Source organism: Rufibacter radiotolerans, from assembly GCF_001078055.1.
Classification (GTDB): domain Bacteria; phylum Bacteroidota; class Bacteroidia; order Cytophagales; family Hymenobacteraceae; genus Nibribacter; species Nibribacter radiotolerans.
Genome location: NZ_CP010777.1, coordinates 1,333,515 through 1,358,510 on the forward strand (window position 1 = coordinate 1,333,515; position 24,996 = coordinate 1,358,510).

Below are 24,996 nucleotides of genomic sequence, written 5' to 3' on the forward strand. Positions count from 1 at the left end.
AGATGTGTATCTTTGAGCTGCAATATAGCCTTAACAAACGGAAAACCGAAAACCAGTGAAGCCCGTCCAGCCCAAGAAACACCTGGGTCAGCATTTCCTGACTGACCTCAATATTGCCCAGCAGATTGTGGATGCTCTGCGCCTGCCCAACGGCGTGCAGGACGTGCTGGAGGTGGGCCCCGGCATGGGCGTGCTTACCCAGTATCTGGTGCAGCACCCTGAGTACAAGACCACTATCGTGGACATTGACCGCGAGTCCATTGCCTGGCTCAACGAGCATTTTCCGCAACTGGAAGGCCGCGTGCTTTTAGCCGATTTTCTGAAAACCGACCTTAAAACGCTTTTTGCCGGTCCGTTTGCCGTGATAGGGAATTTTCCGTACAATATATCCAGCCAGATTTTGTTCAAGGTACTGGACCACCGCGACCAGGTGCCCGAGGTGGTGGGCATGCTTCAGAAAGAAGTTGCAGAACGCATTGCCGCCCCCCACGGCTCTAAAACCTACGGCATCATGAGCGTGCTCCTGCAGGCGTTTTACACCATAGAATACCTGTTCACGGTGCATGAGCACGTGTTCAACCCACCGCCTAAGGTAAAGTCTGCGGTTATCAGGCTCACCCGAAATGAAGTAACAACCTTACCTTGTGATGAGAAGCTGTTTTTTAGAGTAGTGAAGACTAGTTTTGCCACCCGCCGTAAAACCCTCCGGAACTGCCTCAAGCCGTTTAACCTACCGGTAGAGGTAACCCAGGACGTATTGTTTGACAAGCGGGCCGAGCAGCTTTCAGTGAATGATTTTATTAACCTGACCCTTCTGATCCAGCAGCATGCAGTCTGAAATCACCCGTGAGTTCATTGACCAGATAGAGGACGCCATTGAGCGCCGCGACACGGAGTTTATCCTCTCCAACATGGAGGAGATGTACGCCGTGGACATCACCACCGTTTTGTACGAGCTCAACACCGAACAAAGCAAATACGTGATGGATGTGTTGCCCTCAGACGTGGGCGCCCAGATCCTGAGCGACCTAGACTCTGACGTACGCACCAATTTCCTGAAGAACTTCACCACCGAGGAGATTGCCCGCTATATAAATGAGATGGACTCTGATGACGCCGTGGATTTGCTCAATGAGCAGCCCGTACAGCGCAAAGAGGAGATCATCGCCCTGCTGGAGGACCAGGAACACGTCGCCGACATTATTGACCTGCTGCACTATGACGAGGACTGCGCCGGCGGTCTCATGGCCAAGGAGTTGATCAAGGTGAACATCAATTGGCGGGTAGGGCAGTGCATTGAGGAGATAAGGCGGCAGGCCGAGGACGTGGAGAAAGTCTATGCCATTTACGTGGTAGATGACCGTGACAAGTTGGTGGGCCGCCTGGGCATGAAGACCCTTATCCTCACCAATGACAACACGCCTATCTCTGAGGTCTATGAACCAGACGTGATCTCCATAGAGTCTTACAAAGACGAGCAGGAAGTGGCCACCGTCATGCAGAAATATGACCTGGACGCCATTCCCGTGGTCAACATCCAGGGGCGTCTGTTGGGCCGTATCACCATTGATGACGTCATTGACGTGATTCAGGAGCAGGCCGAACTGAGCCGCCAGTTGATGACCGGTATCACCGAGAACATTGAGGAAGACGACAGCGTGTTTCGTCTCTCCAGGGCCCGGTTGCCCTGGCTGATGGTAGGCATGGTGGGTGGTTTGTTGGGGGCCCGTTTCATTGGGCTGTTTGAGGGTGATATCGCTATTATTCCGGCCCTGGCTATGTTTACCCCGCTAATCACCGCTACCGGCGGAAACGTGGGCATTCAGTCTTCGTCCATCATCATCCAAACCCTGGCTAACAAAACCATCATGTTTGACAATTTCACCTCCCGGATTATCAAAGTCCTGCTGGTGGCCATTATCAACGGGTTAGTGATGTCTGGCTTAGTCTTGGGTTTCAATGTGCTGTTTGGCGTAGAATTGACCTTGTCTATTGTGGTGGCCGTGGCTTTATTTAGTGTGGTGCTGCTGTCTTCTTTTATGGGAACGGTCACGCCCATGATCCTGGATAAATACGGGGTCAACCCGGCCGTGGCCGCGGGCCCGTTTATCACCACCGCCAATGACCTTCTGGGGCTTGGGGTGTATTTTATGGTGGCCCACATGCTCTTAACCCTTTAATCACGAGGCCCGGCTTTTGGCCGCTGGACCATTTTGCTTATGCCTACACTACCTGTTTCCCCCTTCCGTTGCCTGGTGGTTGACCTCATGCACGAGAGCCTTATGCCTATGCTCCAGGCAATGGGGGTAGAGGTGACCTATGTGCCCGACATCAAGAAGGAGGAGGTGCCTGCGTTATTGCCCCAATACCACATGCTGGTGGTGCGCAGCAAGATGCGCATCACCGCAGAGCTGCTGACCCACGCCCCTAACCTGCAGGTGCTGGCCCGGGCCGGGGCCGGCGTAGACAACATTGACGATGGCGTTTTGGAGGCCCGCAACATTACCTTGATCAACGCCCCCGAAGGCAACCGCGACGCCGTGGGCGAGCACACACTGGGGCTACTGTTGACCTTGTTCCGGAAGATCAACCAGGGGGACCGCCAGATACGGGAAGGCCAATGGCTGCGCGAGGATAATAGGGGCGAAGAGTTAGGCGGGAAGACGGTGGGGTTGATTGGTTACGGCCACATGGGCAAAGCCTTTGCCAGGCGACTGATGGGGTTTGACTGCGAGGTGTTGGCCTATGACCGCCAGCCGGTAGAGAACCCTTTCGCGCACGTGCGCCTTACCTCCCTGGAAGAAATCCAGGAAAAAGCCCAGGTGCTGAGCCTGCATATTCCCTATACAAAGGAGAACCACCATTTTGTAGACGCTAGGTTGCTGGCTAGCTTTGCACACCCCCTCTGGCTCTTAAACACCGCCCGCGGCGAAGTCCTGGACCATGAGGCCCTGGTAGAGGCCATGAAAACCGGCCATGTGCTGGGAGCTGCCCTGGACGTGCTTGAAAATGAAAAGCTGAAAGCGCTCACGCCACCCCAACAAGAAAGACTGGACTACCTCCTGCAACATCCCCGTGTGATCCTTACCCCCCACATTGCCGGCTGGACCCACGAGTCTTATGTGAGGATAAATGAGGTGCTGGTGCAGAAACTGCAAGCGTATTTGGCTTCTCAAGAGAAGTAATCTATTTAGGGGCTGTTTTTAAGAAAACGCCTCTAAAACAGAAAAAGGAGGTCCGATGAAATTTAACCTTTCGCCGGACCTCCTTTTCTTTTAAATAACGAGCAATCTTACCGCTGCGGATTAAAGGTGATGGTGGAATAACCAATAATTAAATCTGCCCGGGTTCCCGGCGGACGGTAATAGACCAGCACGTCATACACGTTCTCCGTCCCAAAATGGCTGCCTTCAAAATATCGGGCATCGGCCTGGCCGCTGGCGCCTTTCACCGCAAAGTAATAGTTGTAGTACCCTTGCTTTAACAGGGCAGTTCCGGTGTAGAGTTGTTTCTCAGGATCATAAGTGAGCTTGAACAGTTCCTGCAATTGCCAGTCAGAGAGGCCACCAAAGACATAGACCGGGCCAGGCGCGGGTTCAGGGGAGAAAAGCTGGAAGGTGACCTGCTGGTAATCGGCGTTGAGGGGGGCGTTGCCGTACTCTCGGCTCCCGAAGAGGAACTTGCCGTTGGCGTCAGGTTGGGTGCTGTACACCTGCTGCGCGCGGCTTTTGCCAGTAAGGGCGTAGACTCGGTCAGGGGAAGTGGAATTGTCGCGGCGTTCCACGCCGATGCCGCTGAAGCGCTCGCTTCGGGTATCTAGGGCCCGGAACTCATTCAGCCCAAAGAACGTCTGCTCTGGTTCAAACAATTGGTACTCCAGACGGCGCTGGGCTTCTTGGATGTAAGTGGGCCGGTTGAAGTACTTGGCGTTGTCCCAGCGATGGTTCTGGCGCAAAACCACCTTGATTTCCTGCGCAGGGTTTACCAGAGGGTAGCTGGCGTAAAATACATTGAAGTCCAGTTGCTGGCGGGCGTTGCGGTCCCCGGCACCGGGCGTGGCCACCGGCCGAAGGGCCACGTTCACCTGTTCCTCAAACACCACAAACCGTCGGCTTAGCAAGCGATTGCCGCCTTCCTCGGTCACTTCCAGCAGATAGTTGCCACTTAGCTTCACGCGCGGCACCTGGAACCGGTAATGCCAGTAAGGCACCTTGGTCCCCGCCGAGGGCTCTACTTCCATGATAAAGAATTCATTGTAATCCTGCACAAACTGCAGGGGCTGCAGCTGCGACGGTCGCCAGTTGATATCACAGTGCTGCAACTTGACCAACGCCCTTGCCCTCGGCGCCGACATCCGGTCAAACTCCAGAATTAATGGGCTGGATTGCTCCAAAGACACTACCGGCGGCGCCAGCACATCTCCCACGCTATAACTTCTGGAATAAAGCTGCACCGACTTAACGTCGGCCGCATACACAGCATCTTCATAGCGTAAATCTGCGCTGGAACTGGAACCGCCTGTACTGCCAGAACCCGTGCCTTCCACAGGCACGCAGCCTGTGAAGGAGGTAGCCGCTACGGCAAAGGTGAGAAGTACTTGTTTCCAGGAAGTAGGAAGTGGCATAGGATATATATCTGGTAGCAAGATGTATCTTTTAAGAAGAAGAGGCAACAAGATTTGGTTAGGACCAGTGTCATTCTTTGCCGCGAAGTGCGTTTTGAGGCTATTTTCCGGAAAACAGGCCTAAAACGGAAAACCTCACAGGTCTTAATGACTTGTGAGGTTTAACTTTATTTTATCTCAATTGGTTTTCCAGCTCGTCGGCTTGTTCCATGAGGCTTTCCCAGGAGGTTTGCTCTTTATCCAGCTGGGCCTTTATCTTATTGAACTGCTGGGTAGCCTCGTGCAGGGCGTTAGGGTCGGCGTAGGTGCTGGGGAGGGCAAGTTTGTTTTCGCAGTTCTTTAGCTTGCTTTCCAGCTCGTTCACCAGGCCTTCCACCTGCTTCAGTTTCTGGTTCACCTTTTTCAGTTCCTGCTCCAGTTCCTGTTGCTGGCTGGCGGTCGCCTTGGGTTTGGGCTGCGCTTTGGGGGCGTTGGCCGCGGCCGCTGGGGAGGTGCGTTTGCCGGTTTTCTCTTTCTGCTCCAGCCAGTACTCATAGTCATGGTAGGTGCCGGGATATTCCTTCAATTCATGGTCCTCAATGTACCAGATCTTGTTGGCCACATTCTCCACGAAATATCTATCGTGGGAAATCACCACAAACGTGCCTTCATACTGCTCCAGGGCCTGAATGAGGATGTTCACACTCTGCATGTCCAGGTGGTTGGTAGGCTCATCCAGCAGCAGGAAGTTGGCCTCAGAGATCAGCGTTTTGGCCAGGGCCACGCGGCTTTTCTCGCCCCCGGAGAGGACCTTAATCTTCTTGAACACCGTGTCGCCAGTGAAAAGGAAGGAGCCTAACACGCCGCGAAGTTCCATTTCGGTACGGCGACTGCCGGCCTGCACCATTTCCTGCAGGATTTCATTCTCCACGTTCAGGCTCTCTAATTGGTGCTGGGCGTAAAAGGCCATGATCACGTTGTGGCCCAATTGGCGCTCGCCTTTGATGGGTTCATCGCCGGCAATAATGCGCATGAGCGTAGATTTACCCTTCCCGTTGGCCCCAATCAAGGCAATCTTGTCGCCGCGCTCAATGTTCACGTGGGTTTTCTGGAAGATGAGTTTCTCGCCGTAGGCTTTGCTCACGTTCTCCAGGCGCAGGATGTTGCGGCCGGGCTGTACGGTGAACTGGAACTTGAAGTTCACGACCGGGGCGTCGCCGGCCACGTCTTCAATGCGCTCCATTTTGTCCAGGGCCTTCATGCGGCTCTGGGCCTGCTTGGCCTTGGTGGCCTTAGCCTTGAAACGGGCGATGAACTGCTCAGCCTGCTTTATCTGGGCCTGCTGGTTCTCAAAAGCGCCTTTCTGAATCTCGTTCCGTAGTTCTTTCTCCTCTAAATAGAAGCTGTAATTACCGGCATACACGTTCAGTTTACCGCCAGAGACCTCTACGGTGACATTGGTGGTTCTGTCCAGGAACTCGCGGTCGTGGGAAACAATCACCAGAGCACCTTCATAGGCGGCCAGGTAATTCTCAATCCATTTGATGGAAGGTAAGTCCAGGTGGTTGGTAGGCTCATCCAGAAGCAGGAGGGAAGGTTTCTGCAACAAAATCTTGGCCAGCATCACGCGCATGCGCCAGCCCCCCGAGAACGTCTTGAGCGGCTGCTGCAGCTCCTCGGTAGAAAAGCCCAGCCCTTCCAGAATCTCCTCGGCCTTTACCTGTATGTTGTAGCCGTCCAGGGCCTCAAAGTGCTCCTGCAGCTTGGCCAGCTTGTCAATGTGCTCGTCCTGGTAATTGGTTTCCATCTCATGCAGCATCTCGTCAATCTTATGCTGAATCTGGATGGCCTCCTCAAACGCCTGCATGGCCACCTTCAAGATGCTCTCATGGGTGTCATAAGACAGCAAATCCTGGTTTAGGAAGCCCAGCGTGGTCTCGCGGCTCATCTGGATACTGCCGCCGTCTGGCTTGTACTCGCCCACCAGCAGGCGCAGCAACGTGGATTTTCCGGTCCCGTTCAGGCCTACTAGTCCAATTTTGTCTTTAGGCTTGATGTGCAGGTTGGCGTCATCGTACAGGGTGCGGCTCCCGAAATGGAAATTGAGGCTATTAATGGAAATCATGGAAGAATGCGTATCAAAACGCAAAGGTACTGATTTTGAATAGAAACCTCACTGCTTACGGCTTTAGGGAAAAAAGGCGTTTTGGGGCCGTTTTTAGAAAAACAGGCCGAAAACGGAAAAGGGCTCCTGCATTTTACTTATGGTAAACCGCCGGAGCCCTTGCCTCCTGACTTTTAAAAAGCAAGCCCTACACCTTCCTTAACAAGAAAACGCCGGCCAGCAGAAGCACCACCCCCAGCACCTTGCTCCAGTTGATAGGCTGCACCGGAAACCCCAGCCAACCAAAATGGTCCAGCACAATGGCCATCAGTAATTGCCCGGCCACAATAATGCCCAGGGTGTTGGCGGCGCCGATGCGCGGGGCGGCCAAAATGACCGCAGTCACATACAGCACGCCCAAAAGCCCGCCGGTTAGTTTCCAGGAGCTAATGCCCTGCAATTGTTGTAGGGAAGGGAATTCCTGACGGTAAGAAATAAGCACTACCGCCAGCAAGACCACCGTGCCAATGCAAAAGGAGAAGAGCGCGGTAATGACCGGGTTACCCACCGCTAGTTTCAGTTGGGAGTTTACGCCCGCCTGTATGGCTACGGCTACGCCCGCGGAAAGCGCCAGTAAATAATATAATTCTTTGCCCATGGTAAAAGGAATAATCTTCGCAAAGTACGCACATCCCTTTTAATAGTGAATGGCCGGTTCAGTAGTTTAAGGGAAATAAGGAAGAATCAGGATTTGGGCACGGGTATGGTACTTAATTGACCCGGAGAAACAAAAAGGTGCTTTTTAGGTTCTTTAAGTAGACTTTTTCAAGTGATTATCGGCGTTTTCAGCCTATTTTCTGAAAAACACGTCTAAAACGGTAAACGTATTATTACTATGGTAGCCATTGTTTCTTTGCTTGATGCAGAACACTCAGATAAACTGAATGAGATCACTTATCAGTTGGAAAAGGAGTTCGGGTTAAAGGAGGTGCAGGCGACGCCTTTTCCCCATTTAACCTGGCTTACGGTCAATGACGGCAGCCTGCACAACCTGCAGGAAACCCTGGGCAATGCCGCCGGGCTCTGTTGCCGGTTAAAAATCACCACCGCCGGCCTGGGAATCTTCACCGGAGCTAACCCGGTGCTATACATTCCGGTGGTGCGCTCGGCGTTTATTACCCGGTTTCACAGACAGTTACATGACGGGGTCAACCTCATCTGCAAGGAAATTGGCCATCATTACAGCCCTTCCATCTGGATGCCCCACCTTTCCCTGGCCTTGGGAGACACCACGCCAGAATTGGTGGCCGAAGCCTTCCTCTACCTGAACCAGGAGAGTTATAACTGGACGGTAGAACTGGACAACCTCACCCTACTTACCAAACACGGCGACCTTTTCCTGAAAGACGGCGTCTTCCCTTTGGTAGGGGTAGAAACCAAGGATGCCTTTAAGCAGAATGTGGTTGATTTAGACTAATAGCGTTCAACGCTCGCCTTTACAGCAGCCTGTTCTTCCAACGCTGCCGCCTTTTCCTGCAATACCTGTAAAGCGGTGTCAATGGTGTCTTGGTGGGTCCTGAACGAGAGGATGGCCATGCGCAGCATATATGCCTCCCCCAGTTTGGTAGAAGACATGAAAACCCTGCCGTCTTGCTGCACCTCATGGATCAGGTTTTGGTTAAAGGCGTTGGCCTCTATCCCTGCCTTGGGCTTGTACCGGAAAATGACTACCGACAAGGCCGGGGCCACCGGGGTTTCAAATCCGGGCATGTACTGCAACTTGTTGTACGCGTACTGCGCCAGGAATAATTTTTCTTCCAGAGCTATTCTAAAGGCTTTCACCCCATGCAATTGTAGCGGTAACCAGATCCTGAGTCCCCTGAAATGCTTGCTGAGTTCCGGAGAGACATCGGCGGGCGAGACCTCCCCCAGGGAGGAGAGGGTGTCCTGCATGTAATTGGCCTGGTAATGGTGCGTCTCGCCTAGTTGTTTGGCGTTTTTGATAAGCACCGCCCCGGAGCCATACGGAATAAACAGGCCTTTATGCGGGTCCATCACCACGGAGTCTGCCAGCTCAATTCCTTTCAATTTGGCCTTTCCCGATGCTGCCAAGGCGAAAAATCCGCCGTAGGCGGCGTCTACGTGGTACCATAGCCCGTGCTTCTTAGCCAGGTGCGCAAGGTCCTGCAAAGGGTCTACTGCGCCCACATCTGTGGTTCCCGCCGAGGCGATCACCAGCCAGGGGGTTAACCCGGAGGCCTTGTCTGCCAGAATCGCTTTCTCCAACGCCTGGGGAGACATACGGTAGGCGGCATCCATTTCTATGTGACGTACTGGGCACTCGCCTAAACCGGCAATGCGCAGGGCTTTGTCCAGGCAATGGTGGGCGTGGGCGGTCATATACACCACCGCGTCTGGGATCATGCGGGAGGTGATTTTCTGGGCATCGCGGGCGGTGGCCAGAGCAATGAGGCTGGCAATGCTCCCACCAGAGGTAAGGTTACCGGCGGTGTCCTCCGGAAAACCTATCATACCCGCCATCCAGCGCAGCAACATGTTCTCCATGCGCACCGCCCCAGGGGCCGAAAAGAAAATGCCGGCGTATTTGTTGGTGACCGCGGCCAGGTAATCGCCCAAGGCGGAAGTATAAAGACTGCCGCCCGGAATGTAACCCAAGTGGTTACCCGACGCGGAATTGATGCCGGGAGTGTCTACCTGCTTTTGGAGGAGCTGTAAGGCCTCTTCTATGGCAATAGGTTCCTCCTGGATGGGGGCCTCCAATAGACCGGCGCCCATGTCAGGCTGGGCTACAAAGGCCGGAAGCGTGGGCAGTTGCTGAATGAAACCTTGGGCGTATTGTTCAACGGCTTGCTGCAGGCGTAGTCGTTCCGTTTCATCAGGCTCTAAGAGGGAGCGAAAAGCATCCATGAGGGGTAAAATGTATATGGGTCAATGCGGACCCGAAGGTACAAATTACTCGCAAATGTCTCGGTTTCTAAAGAAGATAAAATTGTCCGAAAACAGGTAAGCGTTTCGGGGCTGTTTTTAGGAAAACCGCCCCGAAACGCTTAGTCAAAGTTTTTAACCCTTACGGTTAACTGCTCAGTTGGAGTTGGAATGGTCCCTCAGGTAGCCTTTCCGGAACACACGGTATTGGTCAAATATGGTGCGTACGGCCCGGTTAAGGTAAGCGGTGCTTTCAGAGGAGGGATCTGCCATCACCCCGGAGGTATAGCCTTGCCATACGGCATTCTGTTTTTTATGGTCTAACAAGGTCACCAATAAGGTGCCCTGGGTCATGTATACTTTAATGGGACGGTACGCCTCATGCTCGGCGGTGGGTTCTTCATTGTTGACCAACCAGATGTCAAATTCCTCCTGCTCATACCCCTTCATGTTGAGGTCATTGTAGTAAATGTAATAGCTCACCAGAAGGTCGGGCTTCTGTTCACTGTACTCATACCCCTGCATTTCCAGGCGTTCCCTTATGTACTTTTTGATCACCTCATAATTCTGCAGGGTGGCAGAGTCATTTTCTGAGGCGTGGGTGATAAAATTGAAAGTCTTGTACTTGTGGAAGGCACCGGAGTAACTATAATCAGAACCAAATTTATGGTTGCCAAATCCAAGGCAACTACTTAGGGTGCCTGCCAAGAGCAATAAAAACAGATGTGATAGATAGTACCGATTTTTCATTTTTTCTTCAGTTTTAATGTCCTGTCCCTCCAGTATTTACGGGTTAACATTCTGAGAAGATTTTAAAAATTTATAAAAAAATGAAAAAAAGTATTTCTACTATGTCAAGGGATATTTGAGTTACCGGCAGAGGACCAGACAGATTCCATTAGACCCTTTCCCTGGGCCGGAATCAGGGGATTAAATAGAGTATAAACCTCCTTTTTAGTGGTGAAGAGGAAAATGTAAATCAGGCCGATGAAATATAGCTGAGGTAGACAGTTCTTAGTGTGTGCTTAGAAAAGGTTAAACGAAAATAAATATTGTTATATTGTGGAAAGGGCAATAAAAAAGAGCGAGACAATTTGCCGCGCTCTTTTTTTATGGTATTCAGGAAGGTCTATTTGTCTAGCACTATCGCAAAGATCAACGGTGCCACAATGGTAGCGTCAGACTCAATCACGTATTTAGGCGTGTTGACGCCCAGTTTCCCCCAAGTGATTTTCTCATTCGGCACCGCGCCGGAGTAAGACCCGTAGCTGGTAGTAGAGTCTGAGATCTGGCAGAAATAGCCCCATAACGGAACCCCAGTGCGCTGTAAATCCTGGTGCAGCATAGGCACCACGCAGATAGGGAAGTCACCGGCAATTCCACCGCCAATCTGGAAGAAGCCAATGGTTGACTCGTCTTTAGCGGTGGCGGTATACCACTCGGCTAACTCCATCATGTACTCAATACCGGTGCGCACGGTGTGCACGTTCTTGATGTCGCCGCTGATCACGTGACCGGTGAAGATGTTACCCAAGGTAGAGTCTTCCCAGCCAGGTACGAAGATAGGAAGGTTCTTTTTGGCCGCTTCCAGCATCCAGCTGTTCTTAGGGTCAATCTGGTAATGCTGCTCCAGGTCACCGGAGTTCAGGATCTGGTAGAAGAACTGGTGCGGGAAATACGCCTCGCCGGCCTGGTCGGCTTTCTGCCAGTACTTTAATACGGTGTGCTCCAGGCGGCGCATAGCCTCTTCTTCTGGAATACAGGTGTCGGTTACCCGGTTCAGGTGACGGTTCAGGAGGTCCTGCTCGTCCTGCGGGGTAAGGTCACGGTAGTTAGGGATGCGCTCATAGAAGTCATGGGCCACCAGGTTGAAGATGTCTTCCTCCAGGTTGGCACCGGTACAGGTAATGGCCTGCACCTTGTCTTCTCTGATCATCTCAGCCAGAATGATGCCCAACTCGGCGGTGCTCATAGCGCCTGCCAGGGTGATCATCATCTTTCCGCCGTCATTTAAATGTAGTTTATAGCCTTCAGCCGCGTCAATAAGGGCAGCTGCGTTAAAATGCTTATAATGGTCTTTCAGGAACTGGGTTACCTTCATGCTATGCGATGGTTATTTTAATGGATGTGATAAGGTTGTTAAAACGGAATCCTTGGGTAAAAGATATTCCGGGAGCTAAACCCCTAAAAAACAAGGTTAGTTAGGCTTTTCAATGATGAAATTATGGTTGGTGTAAATGCAGATATCTGCCGCAATGGTCAGGGCCTCCCGCACCATTTCCTCGGCGGTCAGGTGGGGCGCATGTTTCTTCAGGGCCAGGGCCGCAGACTGGGCATAGGTGCTTCCAGACCCGATGGCGGCAATCTGGTGGTCTGGCTCCAGCACGTCGCCAGTGCCCGAGATAATGAGCAGTTCCTCTTTGTTGGCCACCACCATCATGGCTTCCAGCTTGCGCAGGTACTGGTCTTTGCGCCAGTCCTTGGCCAACTCAATGGCCGCCCGTTTCATGTTGTTGCCGTAAGCGTTCAGTTTTTCCTCAAAACGCTCCATCAGAGTAAAGGCATCGGCGGTGGAGCCGGCAAAACCGGTAATGATTTTCCCGTCCTGCAGCTTGCGTATCTTTTTGACGTTGCTCTTGGCAATGTATTTATCCATGGTTGCCTGTCCGTCGGCGCCAACGGCCACTTCTCCATTATGGTAAACTCCAAGCACGGTGGTTGAGCGTATTTTTGGCATAATCTTCCTTTCTAAAATATATAAGACGTCTTCCAAAGCCTTTGGCCGCGAAAGTACAACAACTTTACGTAAATGACGAAGAGTTGTCCAACGGGAGCAATATATGGCCAATCCAAGCCTTTGAAACTGGGTGTTGCAAAAAGGCAGGTGCATTTTAAAAGAAGCCTTCCCAAAGCAAATCAGGACCATCCGTTTTAAACCTGTTTTTGGAAAAACGGCCTTGAAACGGAAATGAGAAATTAAAGGGTAAGATCTATCGGGTTTCCATGAAAGCAGAAATTCCAAGGTGCTTCTGAGTCACGCCATAGCTGGGAAACAAGCATAAAACTAGGGGTAACTATGACTTTATAAAAAAAATAAAAAAGTTTTTTACTTTAAAATTTGCGCTTTGCCCGGTCTTTATACCTTTGCTATTTCCATACAAGGTATAACTAGCTAACCCCACTATGAGTCGTTTAAATCTCCTTGAAGAAACCCGTTTCGAGAAACTCCCCGTTACCGTATACCCAGATCAGCATGTAGCCTCGCAGACGGTTGCCCGCCGTATTGCAGATCTGATCAAAAGAAAACAGCAGAACGGTGAGAAAACTGTGTTAGGCCTGGCCACGGGGGCCACGCCGGTAGGCGTGTACGCCGAACTGGTGCGCCTGCACAAAGAGGAGGGGCTGAGCTTCAAGGACGTGATCACCTTCAACCTGGACGAGTACTACCCTATGCAGCCCACGGCCGTGCAGAGCTACGTCACGTTCATGAACGAGAACCTGTTTGACCACATTGACATAGACAAGAAGAACGTCAACATCCCGGACGGCACCCTGCCCCTGGAGGAGATTCCGGCGTTCTGCCTGGCTTATGAAAAGAAGATAGAGGAATTGGGCGGGCTGGATTTGCAGGTGTTGGGCATCGGCCGTACAGGCCACATTGGTTTCAACGAGCCCGGCTCGGCGCCCAACTCGGGTACCCGGCTGGTCACCCTGGATGACCTGACCCGCCGTGATGCCTCCCGCGATTTCGGGGGAAAGGAGAATGTGCCCACCAAGGCCATCACCATGGGTATTGGGACCATCTTCAAGGCCCGCGAGATTATCCTGATGGCCTGGAACGGGAAAAAAGCCTCCATCATTAAGAAAGCCGTGGAAGGGGAGATCTCCTCTGAGGTGCCCGCTACCTACCTGCAGCTCTCTGACAACGTGGAGTTCGTGCTGGACCAGGACGCGGCCTCGGCGCTCACCCGTTTTGACACCCCTTGGCTCACCCGCGACTGCCTCTGGGACGAGGCCCTGACCAAGAAGGCGGTGATCTGGCTGTCTAACACCGTTAAGAAACCCATCCTGAAACTCACTGACGAGGACTACAATGCCCACGGCATGGCCCAGCTGGCCGTGGACCGCGGCCCGGCCTACAACATCAACATTGATATCTTCAACAAGCTGCAGCATACCATCACCGGCTGGCCCGGCGGAAAGCCCCACGCCGATGATACTGACCGGCCGGAGCGTGCTACCCCGGCGCAGAAGCGGTCGCTTATCTTCTCCCCGCACCCAGATGATGACGTGATCTCTATGGGCGGTACGTTCATCAGGTTGGTGGACCAAGGACATGACGTGCACGTGGCCTACCAGACCTCGGGCAACACCGCCGTGTGGGACGACGACGTGCTGCGGTACATGGAGTTCGCGATTGACTTTAAGGGCAGCATAGGCGATGATAACAGCCGCCTAAAGGCCATCTACGAGGACATGCGCCAGTTCATTGAGCAGAAGCAGCCTAACCAGATTGATACGCCTGAGATCCAGAACGTGAAAGCCTTCATAAGGAAGAGTGAGGCCTTGGCCGGGGCGCGTTACGCCGGCCTGCAGGATGACCATATCCACTTCCAGGCCTTGCCTTTCTATGAGACCGGCAAGACCCGCAAGAATACCGTCTCAGACCTGGATATCCAGCTGACCATGGACCTGATGCAACGGGTGAAACCCCACCAGGTGTTTGCCGCCGGTGATTTTGAAGACCCCCACGGAACGCACATTGTCTGCTTCAACATTATCATTGAGGCCCTGAGGAGACTCAAAAACGCCGGTGAAAGCTGGGTGGATGATTGCTGGCTCTGGATGTACCGCGGGGCTTGGCACGAGTTTGCCACCCACGAGATTGAGATGGCCGTTCCGCTTTCACCTATGGAGGTGGAGCGCAAGAAAAACGCCATCTTCAAGCACCAAAGCCAGAAAGACCGCCCTGTGTTCCCGGGTGACGACGAGCGCGAGTTCTGGGTACGCGCCCAGGAGCGCAACCGCGAAACCGCCCGCCACTATGACCGCCTGGGCTTAGCGGATTATGAAGCCATGGAAGCCTTCGTGCGATATCATTTCTAATCTTGTAGTTTAAGAATAAATACAGCAAAGCCGCTTCTTGAAAAAGGAGCGGCTTTGCTGCTTTTATGGGTTTCTGTTTTGGGCCTGTTTTGCAGAAAACGGCCCCAAAACGCAATAGCGGAGTTCCTTCTCCCTTAGGGAGAAGGGTAGGATGAGGGGAGTGGGAACCAATTCCTGAACAGCGTTATTTTCCTTGGCCTGTCCCCTGACAGTCCAAATAATATCCCTTTCCAAAGGAATGGAACCGCGGGCAGAAGAAGGGGATTGCAAATCCCCTTTTCGGAGCTTCCGGATTACAAATCCGGAAGAGCGGATAGGAGGCACTTTCCTTTGCTTCTATTATACCGCATGCTCCCAAGACCTCGTAGCGTCCGGAGGACTTGCGAGCGTCTGCGCCAATGCCTATCCGCTTCTCCTTACCCTCCAGGGAAAGGCAATACCCATAAATAATGCTGCGGACTTTTTGGGGGTGTTTTCTGCAAAACAGCTCCAAAACGGAAAGAGCCGGTGGAGAAATCCACCGGCTCTTTTTATAATACATTCGTCCACTAAAAACGAACAACTAATCACTAACAACTACATCAAACCAGCATGGTCACAGGGTTCTCCAGGAAGCCTTTCAGGGTCTGCAGGAAGGCGGAGCCTACGGCGCCGTCAACTACGCGGTGGTCGCAGGAAAGGGTTACTTTCATCACGTTACCTATCTGGATCTGTCCGTTTTTCACTACCGGCGTTTGCTTGATTCCGCCTACGGCCAGAATACAGGCGTCTGGTGGATTAATGATGGCGGTGAACTCGTCAATTCCGAACATACCCAAGTTAGAGATGGTGAAGGTGCTTCCTTCCCAGTCTGAGGGCTGCAGTTTCTTTGTTTTGGCTTTTCCGCCCAGGTCTTTCACCTCCGCAGAGATGGTAGACAGAGACTTCTGGTCGGCGTTGCGCACCACTGGTACCAACAGACCGTCTTCCACAGCAACTGCTACCCCAATGTTCACCACGTTGTTGTAGCGGATCTTATCGCCTAACCACGAGGAGTTCACGGCGGGGTGCTTGCGTAAGGCGGCAGCGGCGGCTTTAATCACCATGTCATTGAAAGACACTTTTACTGGCGCTACTTCATTCATCACCACGCGGGCTTCCATGGCTTTGTCCATGTCAATTTCCATGGTCAGGTAGAAGTGCGGCGCGGTGAACAAGCTTTCTGCCAGACGGCGGGCAATCACCTTGCGCATCTGGGTAACCGGAACTTCGGTGAAGGCTTCGCCAGCTTGGGCCGGAGCTGCGGCAGGTGCTGCTGGGGCAGCGGCCTGAGGAGCCTGTGCTTTTGGAGCAGCGGCAGCAGAAGGGGTGAAGTTCTCCACGTCGCGCAGCACAATGCGGCCGTTCTCGCCAGATCCCTTGATCTGAGATAGGCTAACGCCTTTTTCCTGGGCTACTTTCTTGGCTAACGGTGAAGCCAGTACGCGGCCTTGGTTCTCACCAGCGGCAGCAGGAGCAGTGCCCTGGCCTGGTACCGGAGCACCAGCAGCCTGATTCACGCCGTCACCTGACTGGGACTGGGCTTCAGTTTTATGTTCTTCTACACGGGTGGCTTGTTCCTGAGAACCGGCTTGGGCTGGGTTGGTGTTGCCGCCCCCGTTCAATAAAGCTTTGTAATCGGCTCCTTCTTCGCCGATAATGGCCAGAATACCATCTACCTGCACAGAGGCACCAGCTTCTACGCCTATGTACAGCAGGGTTCCGTCTTCATAAGACTCCAGTTCCATGGTGGCTTTGTCGGTTTCCACCTCGGCCAGCAGGTCACCGGATTTCACTTTGTCGCCCACCTTTTTGTGCCAGGCCACTATGGTGCCTTCCTGCATGGTGTCGCTCATTTTAGGCATGCGTACCACTTCGGCTTTCACGTTGGCGGCGGCAGGCTGGGCAGCAGGGGCGGCTTCTTGGGCAGGTTCTTCTTTTTTAGGCTCGGCCGCGGGGGCTTCTTCTTTCTTAGGTGCTTCGGCCTGAGCTGGGGCAGGGGCGCTTCCGCCGGCCTCGGCCATCAGGCCAGAAATATCTTCGCCTTCTTTCCCAATAATGGCCAAAACGCCATCTACCGGTACAGATTCTCCATTCTTTGGTCCAATATATAATAAGGTGCCATCTTCATAAGACTCCAACTCCATCGTTGCCTTATCGGTCTCTACTTCGGCAAGAACGTCCCCAGATTTTACAGAATCACCAACTTTTTTTAACCATGAGGCAATGACTCCCTCGGTCATAGTGTCGCTCATCTTGGGCATTCGGATGATTTCAGCCATAGTTTTTTAGCTCGGTTTTAAGACCTCAAAAATAGAGGCAAAAATGGTGTAATACAAATAAGGGCGAAGGACGTTTTTACCCTTTTTTCAAAAAAACGGCGTAAAAACTCAAATATCATCGGTTTACCTCTGCCAGGTGTGAAACATCTGCAAAGCGCTCCACCCAGAACATAGTGCCCGTGAACTGCAACTGGTACAGGCAAAGGTTGGAGTGGATAAACTGGTCCATCTCCTGCAGCGGGTAGTGCAGCAGTTGCGCCAGCAGCATGCGCATGGCCCGGCCGTGCATGCAAATCAAAATGGTTTTCTCTTCTGGCCTGGACAGCATCAGGTCTATGACCGGGCGCTGCCGGGCCGCCACCTGCACCGGGCTTTCACCCCCCTCAACGGGTAAGTCAATCTCGCCTTCCTGCCAGCGCCGAAGCACCTCAAAATAGTAGGCGTCTTCCTCGGGGGTGATGCGGGTGCCCTCGCGAGTACCCCAGCTGATCTCATTCAGGCCGGCGTGTTGCTCATGGGGTATGCCCAGGTCAATGAACCCCTGCACCGACTGGATGCTGCGCTGCAGCACCGAGGTGTAGACTTTGTCAAACGCGATGTCTTTGTAAGCCTGGAAGAATTTTTCGGCTTGCCAGTGGCCGGTCTCATTTAGCGGGCTGTCAATGCCGCTGCCCTGCACAATGCCCTGCAGGTTAAGGTCGGTCTGGCCGTGGCGAATAAGGTAGATTTTTTTGAGGCTCAATTTTACGCTAATTTGCAGGCCCTAAGTTAGGCCATAATTACGAGAACTACGGATGAAAAGACGCACAGATGTCACCCTGGAACAATTGAACGCCTGGAACAAGAATACGTTAGGCGAGCACCTGGGGATGGAATATACCGAGATTGGCGACGATTATCTGGTAGGCCGCATGCCCGTAGACCACCGTACGCACCAGCCCCTGGGCCTGCTGCACGGCGGCGCATCTGTGGCCCTGGCCGAGACACTGGGAAGCGTGGGCGCCACCATGTTCCTGGACCTGGACAAACAGTTTTGCGTGGGCCTGGAGATCAACGCCAACCATATTAAAGCGGTGCGCAGCGGGTATGTATATGGGAAGGCCACGGCGGTGCATGTGGGGCGCAAGACTCAGGTCTGGGAAATACGTATTACCACAGAATCTGGCGGGCTGGTATGTATCAGTCGTATTACCATGGCCGTTATAGATAAGATCTAAGCAAGGAGAAAAGCTGTAATGCGGCCTTTTTGACCAGTTCCCTTAAATATCATATCTGCTGTCTGCGTTCTATACCTACATGTCCCAGGAGAGTCCTTCGTTTTTACCCCCGGTTTCGTTAGTTACCTCGGCAGAGGAAACCGCCCATACCCTATTTACTGCCGCCCTTGCCGCCGAACTGCCTGTAGCTCTCTGGCGGCTACCCTTTACCCAGGAGGTGCAGGTACTGGTGGCCAGCCGGGTGGAACCGGAGTTACCGCCCCTGGAAGGCCCCCAAAAAGGCTTCGCGTTTTGCCCTTTCAGCATCTCAGCCACTTCTCCCATTAATTTCCTGCCCGCAGACCTTTATTTTTCCGGCAAAGCCGATGCGGAACTTGAATTTGGGAATAACCTCTTGCCTGCCCGTTTTAAGCCCGTTTTTCAGAAAACAGGCTCAAAACAGAAACAGGAGCAAGCCTGGCCCAGCCACCCAGATGGCCTGCCTAAAGCCATTACCCGCGATGCCTTTGAGCAGACGGTGGCCACCGCGGTAAAGGCCATGCAGGCCGGCTGTCTGGAAAAGGTGGTGCTGTCCCGCACCAAAACGCTGTCCTTGTTTGAAGGGTTTGACCTGTTGTCTGCCTTTACCCAACTCACCCAGCTGTACCCCAACGCTTTTATCTCTTTGGTAGCCATTCCGGGCGTGGGTACCTGGCTGGGCGCTTCGCCGGAGGTGCTGGTACAGATAGACCGGCATCATGTCTTTAAAACGGTGGCGCTGGCAGGAACCCAACCCCTCACCGATGGCCTGACGCCCGCCGATGCCATCTGGCGGCAAAAGGAGATTGAAGAGCAGGCCCTTGTGCAGCGCTACATCATTAGCTGTTTCAAACATTTGCGCCTGCGCGATTACGTGGAGATGGGGCCGCGCACCATGGCGGCGGGAAACCTGCTACACCTGCGCACCGATTACAGCGCCGCCATGGAGGAAGTGGGTTTCCCTGAACTAGGTACCCAAATGCTGGAACTTTTGCACCCCACCTCGGCGGTTGGTGGCATGCCCAAAGCCTCTGCTCTGCATATGATCCAGGAACTGGAACTGCATGACCGCCGCTACTACAGTGGTTACCTGGGACCGGTCCAACTGGGCCAGGAAACCAACCTTTTCGTGAACCTTCGGTGCGTGGAGCTGGGTCAGGACACGGTGACCGCCTACGCGGGGGCCGGCATGACCCCAGATTCTAACCCGGCCAAGGAGTGGCAGGAAACCGAACTCAAAATGCAAACCGTGCTCCGTCTTTTTCAAGCTTCAGAATCATGATTTTACAGTCTGTCATAGATATTGCCGAAATATGTGCCCGCAAGGGAGTGCAGGATGTGGTGCTGTCCCCGGGATCCAGGTGTGCGCCGCTCACGCTGGCCTTTGCCCGCCACCCACAGTTGCGCGTGCGCACGGTACCAGATGAGCGCAGCGCGGCCTTTATTGGCTTGGGCATCGCGCAGCAGACTGGTAGGCCGGTGGTGCTGGTGTGTACCTCGGGAACGGCCGCCTATAACTATGCTCCTGCCATTGCCGAGGCTTTTTACCAGAACATTCCGCTGTTGGTACTCACCGCCGACCGCCCACCAGAATGGATTGACCAACTGGACGGGCAGACCATTCGGCAAACCCATATCTATGGCGGCCACGTAAAGCGCAGCCTTGATTTCCCGGTGGATACTGCCCATGCAGATGCCAAGTGGTTCGCCTCCCGGTTGATCAATGAAGCCCTGAATGAGGCCACGGCCTTCCCGGAGGGCCCGGTACACGTGAACGTGCCGCTGCGGGAGCCTTTTTACCCAGAGCCGGGGGAGGAGTTTGCCTATAAAGCCGACGTCAAGATTATTGAGGAACTGGCCTCCGGATTTGGGTTGCCAAATCAACAATGGGAGACACTACGTCAGGAGCTTTCCGCCTTTAAGCGGGTGTTGGTGGTGGCGGGCCAGGGGAGAAAAGACCAGGCATTGCATGAGGAGATTGTGGCGTTCTGCCGGGCCACCGGGGCCGTTTTGGTGACAGACACTATCAGTAACCAACAGAAGGCCGGCGACAGCATAAACTTCCATGACGTTTTTCTGGGAGCCAAACACCTGCACGGGGAGGAAGCCCTGCGGCCAGATCTGTTGATCACCTTCCATAAATCCTTGATCTCCAAAAACCTGAAACTGTTCCTGCGCAAACAGCCAGGTATGCGGCACTGGCACGTGCAGCCCGCCGGGCAGGTGGCCGACACCTTTCAGGCCCTTACCCGCATTGTCAGAACCACGCCGCAGGCCTTTTTCCAGGAGATAGGCAAAGGGGAAAAACCCTTAATGGTGACGCCCGCCTTTACCCAGGCCTGGCATGAGCTGGAACACCAGGGCAAGTCAGTTTTGGCCCGTTTTCAGGAAAACAGCCCTTTTTCGGAATTTATGGCCTGTTACCAGACCCTTAGAATGCTGCCGGCCAACAGCGTGCTGCATCTGGCCAATAGCATGAGCGTGCGCTATGCCAACCTTATCGGAGTAGCCGAGGTGGAGGGCCTGGAAGTGTTTGCCAACCGGGGCACCAGCGGGATAGACGGCAGCACCAGCACGGCCGTAGGGGCGGCGCTCAGCACCGACAAACTGGTTACGCTCATTACCGGCGACATGGCCTTTCTTTATGACCGCAACGCGCTCTGGCACAATTACCTGCCCCAGAACCTGCGCATTTTAGTGCTCAATAACCACGGTGGCGGCATCTTCAGGATGATAGAGGGGCCAAGGTCACAGCCGGAACTCAGACCATTCTTTGAAACAGAACAAATGCAGACGGCGCAGGCCACTGCCCAGGAAATGGGATTTAACTATGTTAGGGTTGCAGATGCAGCTTCTTTAGAAACCCTGTTTCCTGCCTTTTTCAACCCGGCTACGGGGCCTCAGTTATTGGAGGTTGAGACGGTCAGTGCCGAGAATTTTGCCGCATTTGAGTCCTTTAGAGACCAGGTGCGTAGCAACATTTGTTTATAGATATGGCGCGTTAAAAAATCTGAAAAATATTAACTTAATCTTTACTTACTTAACATAAAATATGACGTAAATAAGGTAGGAGACGCTAGTTTAACGGCGTTAGTATTATGAAATTCACAAATAAAGTAGAAAAATGGCAGCACAAACATCATCCGGTGCTGTATGACTATGGCAGAATAGCATTAGGGGGCTTTCTATTATTTAAGGGTGCTTCCTTTCTGTTTAATATAACACCCCTGGTGCAGATCTTGCTGGATAGCAGGCTTTATTCTGTGGCAACTTACCTGGCATACTTTATTGCTTTGGTACACGTGATAGGTGGGGCCATGATGATGGTAGGGTGGCATACCCGGTGGGCAAGTATTGCACAGATTCCAATTGTGCTGTCTGCTTTGTTATTTTTCACCCCAGCCCATGACCTTTTCTCTATCTACTCACCTTTTGCGGTGGCGGTATATACCGTATTACTTCTTGTTTTTTATGCCGTAGGCGGTTCTGGATTCTATTCCTTTGACCACCGGTTTTATATCCATGAAAGGAGAGAGCATAAAATGAAAAAATCTCATGTGTTAGATAGAAACCTGCATCACTCCTAGGGTGAGGCTATTAGGCCGAATTCCCTGGATCACCTTGCCCTCCTGTTTGCTTGGGAGGGGCTTTAATTCCATCATTACTAAAAAACAGTTTTCCTTACCCTTAAGATTTAGTAGAAAGTAACGCTTGAAAATCTGAAAGGCTTATAAATACAGGATAACTCTCCCTTCTTTCCCCCGAAGCAAAATCTTACCTCATCCACCTAATTGAACGGAACCCAAGGCAGCGGAAATGCCATTCTCCCTTCCGCTGTAGGGCCGTTTTTTTATGCGTCTCCTCAGTCACCTGACTATCAACAGGGTCTTACGCCTGAGGTTCCCTATCCAAAAAAATGAGCTAGCACCAGGTAAATTAACTAGTATTTAAATTATAAGATGTTGGCACCCAACGTATAATACCATGGAGACGCTACTCTAACGGCGTTAAGAAAATGTCTTGGGTACAAAAAATTGATGCGTGGCAAAACAAACACCACCCGGTGTTGTATGACTACGGCCGTATCTTGCTGGGCCTCTTTATTCTATATAAGGGACTCATGTTCATTTCTGATACTTCGGGCCTGGCCCAGATCCTGGAAAACAGCCAGTTTAGGTTTGTGGCCTTCGGGTTGGCGCACTACGTGGCCTTTGCTCACCTGGTGGGTGGTATTCTGATCGCCATTGGCTTGATTACCAGGGTAGCCATTGCGTTCCAGATACCAATTCTAATAGGTGCGATTTTCTTCTCTACTCCGGGTCAGGGCTTTTTCTCTAATGAGACCCAATTGGTGATCTCAATTATCACCTTAATTGCGTTGATCTTTTATTTTATTGGGGGCTCTGGCTATTATTCCGTTGACCACAGGTTTGAGGCCAATGAGCGCCGGCTACACGAGGATAACCGCCACGCCATGCCGTAAGATTTTTAACCGTAGATCCAATTCACCGTTTACCTTTGCATAATCTTGTAAGGGCTGATTACCTTTATGCCCTCATTGTTTCAAACTAACAAAAGGTTCATGCAAAGCAGATATAACTGGACTACGCTCAAAGAATACCAGGAAATCCTTTTCCAATTTTACAACGGAATCGCCAAGATCAGCATTAACCGGCCGCATGTGCACAATGCCTTTACCCCGCGCACGGTAGCCGAGATGATTGACGCCATGAACATCTGCCGTGACAACGCAGAGATTGGCGCCATTATCCTGACCGGCGAAGGCGGCAAGGCGTTTTGCTCGGGCGGTGACCAGAGTGTGCGTGGCCATGGTGGCTACATTGGCGAAGATACTGTTCCCCGCCTGAACGTGCTGGACCTGCAGATGCAGATTCGTAGAATTCCCAAGCCAGTCATTGCCATGGTGGCGGGTTGGGCCATTGGCGGCGGGCATGTGCTGCATGTGGTGTGTGATTTGAGCATTGCCGCCGAAAACGCCCGTTTTGGCCAAACAGGCCCTAAAGTAGGTTCCTTTGATGGTGGCTTCGGGGCCTCTTACCTGGCAAGGGTAGTAGGCCAGAAGAAAGCCCGCGAGATCTGGTTCCTCTGCGATCAGTATGACGCCCAGGATGCCCTTCAAATGGGCTTAGTGAATAAGGTAGTGCCGTTGGTGCAGTTAGAGCAAACCACGGTAGAATGGTGCGAGAAAATACTGGAGAAAAGCCCGCTGGCCCTGCGTATGCTCAAAGCCTCTTTCAACGCCGAGCTGGATGGCCAGTCTGGTATCCAGCAACTGGCTGGTGACGCCACCTTGCTTTACTACCTCTCAGATGAGGCCAAAGAAGGCAAAAACGCCTTCCTTGAGAAGCGGAAGCCAGATTTCTCTAAATTCCCTAAGTTTCCTTGATTAGTATCAAGTAGCAGGTATCAGGTACCAGGATTTCTGGTACGGGTTTAAGAATTACAGTCTAAATGCGGAGCAGTTCTAGGTGAAAACTCAAGAGCTGCTCCGTTTCTTGTTAAAGCTTTCTGTTTCTTTGCGTATAGTAATGAAAATTTCAGGACAGTATTGCTGTCTTGGTACTTAATACGCCCTACTTAATACTCTTATGGACCATCTGCTCCTCAACGGCAAGAAATTCTATCTAGATGAGATTCAGCACTACTCTTTCCGGGAGAGCATTCCTTTGAATGGCTACGAGGCCAAGACGTTGGAATTCTGTAAAAACTGGCTACAGGGGGTGCAGGAGTTTCCGGTACAGACTTCGGGCAGTACCGGTGCCGCCAAGATGATGGAGTTAAAGCGGGACCGCATGGAGTCCAGCGCTAAGCGTACTCTGCGCATCTTTGCCCTGAAGCCCGAAGACCGGGTACTCGTATGCCTGAATACCGAGTATATTGCCGGTATGATGATGTTGGTGCGGGGCTTTGTGGGGCACCTGCACATGACCATTATTGAACCGGTGGGTAACCCATTAGCCAATGTAAACCCTGAATTAGATTTTGACTTTGTGTCAATGGTGCCGCTTCAGCTCCAAACCATACTGGAACAGACCCCTGAAAACGTAGAAAAGCTGAACCGAATGAAGGCCGTGTTGCTGGGTGGGGCCGCCATTGGAAGAAGATTGGAGGAATTGGTGCAGGAGCTGGGCGTGCCGGTGTACCAAAGCTACGGCATGACAGAAACCATTTCGCACGTGGCGGTCCGGCGGTTGAACGGGCCAAAGAAAACAGATTTCTACGTGGCTCCGCCGGAAGTAACCCTGGGTCAGGATGACCGCGGCTGCCTCACTATCTCAGCTGAAGTAACGGGAGGCGAGACCCTGGTCACCAATGATCTGGTGGAACTGATGGGCAACAACTCCTTTAAGTGGGTAGGGCGCGCCGATAACACGATCAACTCAGGTGGGGTGAAGGTGCAGTTAGAAAAAGTAGAAGCAGCCCTGGAAACAGCATTAGCCACCTTTGGCATGCATCGCCGTTGCTTTGCCGCCGCCCTGCCAGATGAGTCTCTGGGAGAGCGCCTGATTGTGGTGCTGGAAGGAAGCCCGCTCACAGAGGAGGAGGAAATCAATCTCAAAGGAAAACTAGGGGAGTTGCTTGGCAAATATGAGCTGCCCAAACAGTTCGGTTACTTGCCTCGCCTGCCGGAGACGGCCACCGGTAAAATTGACCGCCGGGGAGGGATAGCCTTGATTTAGC

At 52.6% G+C, this 24,996-nt stretch carries 21 protein-coding genes; 12 read left to right on the plus strand and 9 right to left on the minus strand.

The window, feature by feature from the left end; genetic code table 11:
• Nucleotides 1-55: 55 nt before the first annotated feature.
• Genes rsmA through TH63_RS05545 form a run of 3 tightly spaced genes read left to right on the plus strand, consistent with a single transcriptional unit; the run spans nt 56 to nt 3,185 of the window.
• The gene (gene rsmA, locus TH63_RS05535) at nt 56-838 is read left to right on the plus strand and encodes a 16S rRNA (adenine(1518)-N(6)/adenine(1519)-N(6))-dimethyltransferase RsmA (protein ID WP_048920073.1); all 783 of its coding nucleotides are present in this window, start codon (nt 56-58) and stop codon (nt 836-838) included.
• Entirely contained in the window at nt 828-2,180 is a 1,353-nt protein-coding gene (gene mgtE, locus TH63_RS05540) for a magnesium transporter (protein ID WP_048920074.1), read from the plus strand. The genes rsmA and mgtE overlap by 11 nt, the downstream gene beginning before the upstream one ends.
• A gap of 39 nt (nt 2,181-2,219) precedes the next feature.
• On the plus strand, nt 2,220-3,185 hold the full coding sequence (locus tag TH63_RS05545) for an NAD(P)-dependent oxidoreductase (RefSeq protein WP_053093740.1): 966 nt from the start codon (nt 2,220-2,222) through the stop codon (nt 3,183-3,185).
• Nucleotides 3,186-3,292: 107 nt separating this feature from the next.
• Here TH63_RS05545 and TH63_RS05550 read toward each other — a convergent pair whose 3' ends face one another.
• The 3 genes from TH63_RS05550 to TH63_RS05560 form a co-directional block, all read right to left on the minus strand.
• Nucleotides 3,293-4,624 (minus strand): type IX secretion system plug protein, encoded by a 1,332-nt coding sequence (locus tag TH63_RS05550; protein WP_048920076.1) that lies wholly within the window; start codon nt 4,622-4,624, stop codon nt 3,293-3,295.
• 172 nt (nt 4,625-4,796) lie between these two features.
• Complete coding sequence (gene abc-f / locus TH63_RS05555; RefSeq protein WP_048920077.1) at nt 4,797-6,728, minus strand: ribosomal protection-like ABC-F family protein; 1,932 nt, start codon at nt 6,726-6,728, stop codon at nt 4,797-4,799.
• 187 nt (nt 6,729-6,915) lie between these two features.
• Nucleotides 6,916-7,365: a DMT family transporter gene (locus tag TH63_RS05560; RefSeq protein WP_048920078.1), complete on the minus strand. Its 450-nt coding sequence runs from the start codon at nt 7,363-7,365 to the stop codon at nt 6,916-6,918.
• Between the two features lie 237 nt (nt 7,366-7,602).
• Here TH63_RS05560 and TH63_RS05565 point away from each other — a divergent pair, with 237 nt between their 5' ends.
• Nucleotides 7,603-8,184, plus strand: coding sequence for a 2'-5' RNA ligase family protein (locus tag TH63_RS05565; RefSeq protein ID WP_048920079.1), 582 nt, complete (start codon nt 7,603-7,605; stop codon nt 8,182-8,184).
• Here the strand turns inward: TH63_RS05565 and TH63_RS05570 are convergent.
• The 4 genes from TH63_RS05570 to hslV form a co-directional block, all read right to left on the minus strand.
• Nucleotides 8,181-9,635, minus strand: coding sequence for a pyridoxal phosphate-dependent decarboxylase family protein (locus TH63_RS05570; RefSeq protein WP_048920080.1), 1,455 nt, complete (start codon nt 9,633-9,635; stop codon nt 8,181-8,183). The two genes, TH63_RS05565 and TH63_RS05570, sit on opposite strands and share 4 nt — an antisense overlap.
• Before the next feature lie 174 nt (nt 9,636-9,809).
• Entirely contained in the window at nt 9,810-10,403 is a 594-nt protein-coding gene (locus TH63_RS05575; RefSeq protein WP_082161565.1) for a DUF4136 domain-containing protein, read from the minus strand.
• A gap of 379 nt (nt 10,404-10,782) precedes the next feature.
• Nucleotides 10,783-11,754, minus strand: coding sequence for a deoxyhypusine synthase family protein (locus tag TH63_RS05580; protein ID WP_048920082.1), 972 nt, complete (start codon nt 11,752-11,754; stop codon nt 10,783-10,785).
• A 96-nt stretch (nt 11,755-11,850) separates the two neighbouring features.
• Nucleotides 11,851-12,390: an ATP-dependent protease subunit HslV gene (gene hslV, locus TH63_RS05585; protein WP_048920083.1), complete on the minus strand. Its 540-nt coding sequence runs from the start codon at nt 12,388-12,390 to the stop codon at nt 11,851-11,853.
• 446 nt (nt 12,391-12,836) lie between these two features.
• Between hslV and nagB the strand changes: the two genes are divergently transcribed.
• Complete coding sequence (gene nagB, locus TH63_RS05590; protein ID WP_048920084.1) at nt 12,837-14,759, plus strand: glucosamine-6-phosphate deaminase; 1,923 nt, start codon at nt 12,837-12,839, stop codon at nt 14,757-14,759.
• A gap of 581 nt (nt 14,760-15,340) precedes the next feature.
• On the opposite strand, the gene TH63_RS05600 is transcribed toward nagB, so the two are convergent.
• On the minus strand, nt 15,341-17,059 hold the full coding sequence (locus tag TH63_RS05600) for a pyruvate dehydrogenase complex dihydrolipoamide acetyltransferase (protein WP_048920086.1): 1,719 nt from the start codon (nt 17,057-17,059) through the stop codon (nt 15,341-15,343).
• Nucleotides 17,060-17,174: 115 nt separating this feature from the next.
• On the minus strand, nt 17,175-17,801 hold the full coding sequence (locus TH63_RS05605; RefSeq protein WP_048920087.1) for a histidine phosphatase family protein: 627 nt from the start codon (nt 17,799-17,801) through the stop codon (nt 17,175-17,177).
• Nucleotides 17,802-17,853: 52 nt separating this feature from the next.
• Between TH63_RS05605 and TH63_RS05610 the strand changes: the two genes are divergently transcribed.
• From TH63_RS05610 to TH63_RS05640, 7 genes are all read left to right on the plus strand, one after another.
• Nucleotides 17,854-18,276 carry a hotdog fold thioesterase gene (locus TH63_RS05610; protein ID WP_048920088.1) on the plus strand — a complete coding sequence of 141 codons (423 nt, stop codon included), beginning with the start codon at nt 17,854-17,856 and terminating at the stop codon, nt 18,274-18,276.
• 79 nt (nt 18,277-18,355) lie between these two features.
• Nucleotides 18,356-19,576: a chorismate-binding protein gene (locus tag TH63_RS05615; RefSeq protein WP_082161566.1), complete on the plus strand. Its 1,221-nt coding sequence runs from the start codon at nt 18,356-18,358 to the stop codon at nt 19,574-19,576.
• The gene (gene menD, locus TH63_RS05620) at nt 19,573-21,285 is read left to right on the plus strand and encodes a 2-succinyl-5-enolpyruvyl-6-hydroxy-3-cyclohexene-1-carboxylic-acid synthase (RefSeq protein ID WP_048920089.1); all 1,713 of its coding nucleotides are present in this window, start codon (nt 19,573-19,575) and stop codon (nt 21,283-21,285) included. The genes TH63_RS05615 and menD overlap by 4 nt, the downstream gene beginning before the upstream one ends.
• A 107-nt stretch (nt 21,286-21,392) precedes the next feature.
• Nucleotides 21,393-21,881 (plus strand): DoxX family protein, encoded by a 489-nt coding sequence (locus TH63_RS05625; RefSeq protein ID WP_048920090.1) that lies wholly within the window; start codon nt 21,393-21,395, stop codon nt 21,879-21,881.
• Nucleotides 21,882-22,309: 428 nt separating this feature from the next.
• A complete protein-coding gene (locus TH63_RS05630; protein WP_048920091.1) occupies nt 22,310-22,777 on the plus strand; it encodes a DoxX family protein in 468 nt (155 codons plus the stop codon).
• A gap of 99 nt (nt 22,778-22,876) precedes the next feature.
• Nucleotides 22,877-23,701 (plus strand): 1,4-dihydroxy-2-naphthoyl-CoA synthase, encoded by an 825-nt coding sequence (gene menB, locus TH63_RS05635; RefSeq protein WP_048920092.1) that lies wholly within the window; start codon nt 22,877-22,879, stop codon nt 23,699-23,701.
• Nucleotides 23,702-23,903: 202 nt separating this feature from the next.
• Nucleotides 23,904-24,995 (plus strand): AMP-binding protein, encoded by a 1,092-nt coding sequence (locus tag TH63_RS05640; RefSeq protein WP_048920093.1) that lies wholly within the window; start codon nt 23,904-23,906, stop codon nt 24,993-24,995.
• Nucleotide 24,996 lies beyond the last annotated feature (1 nt).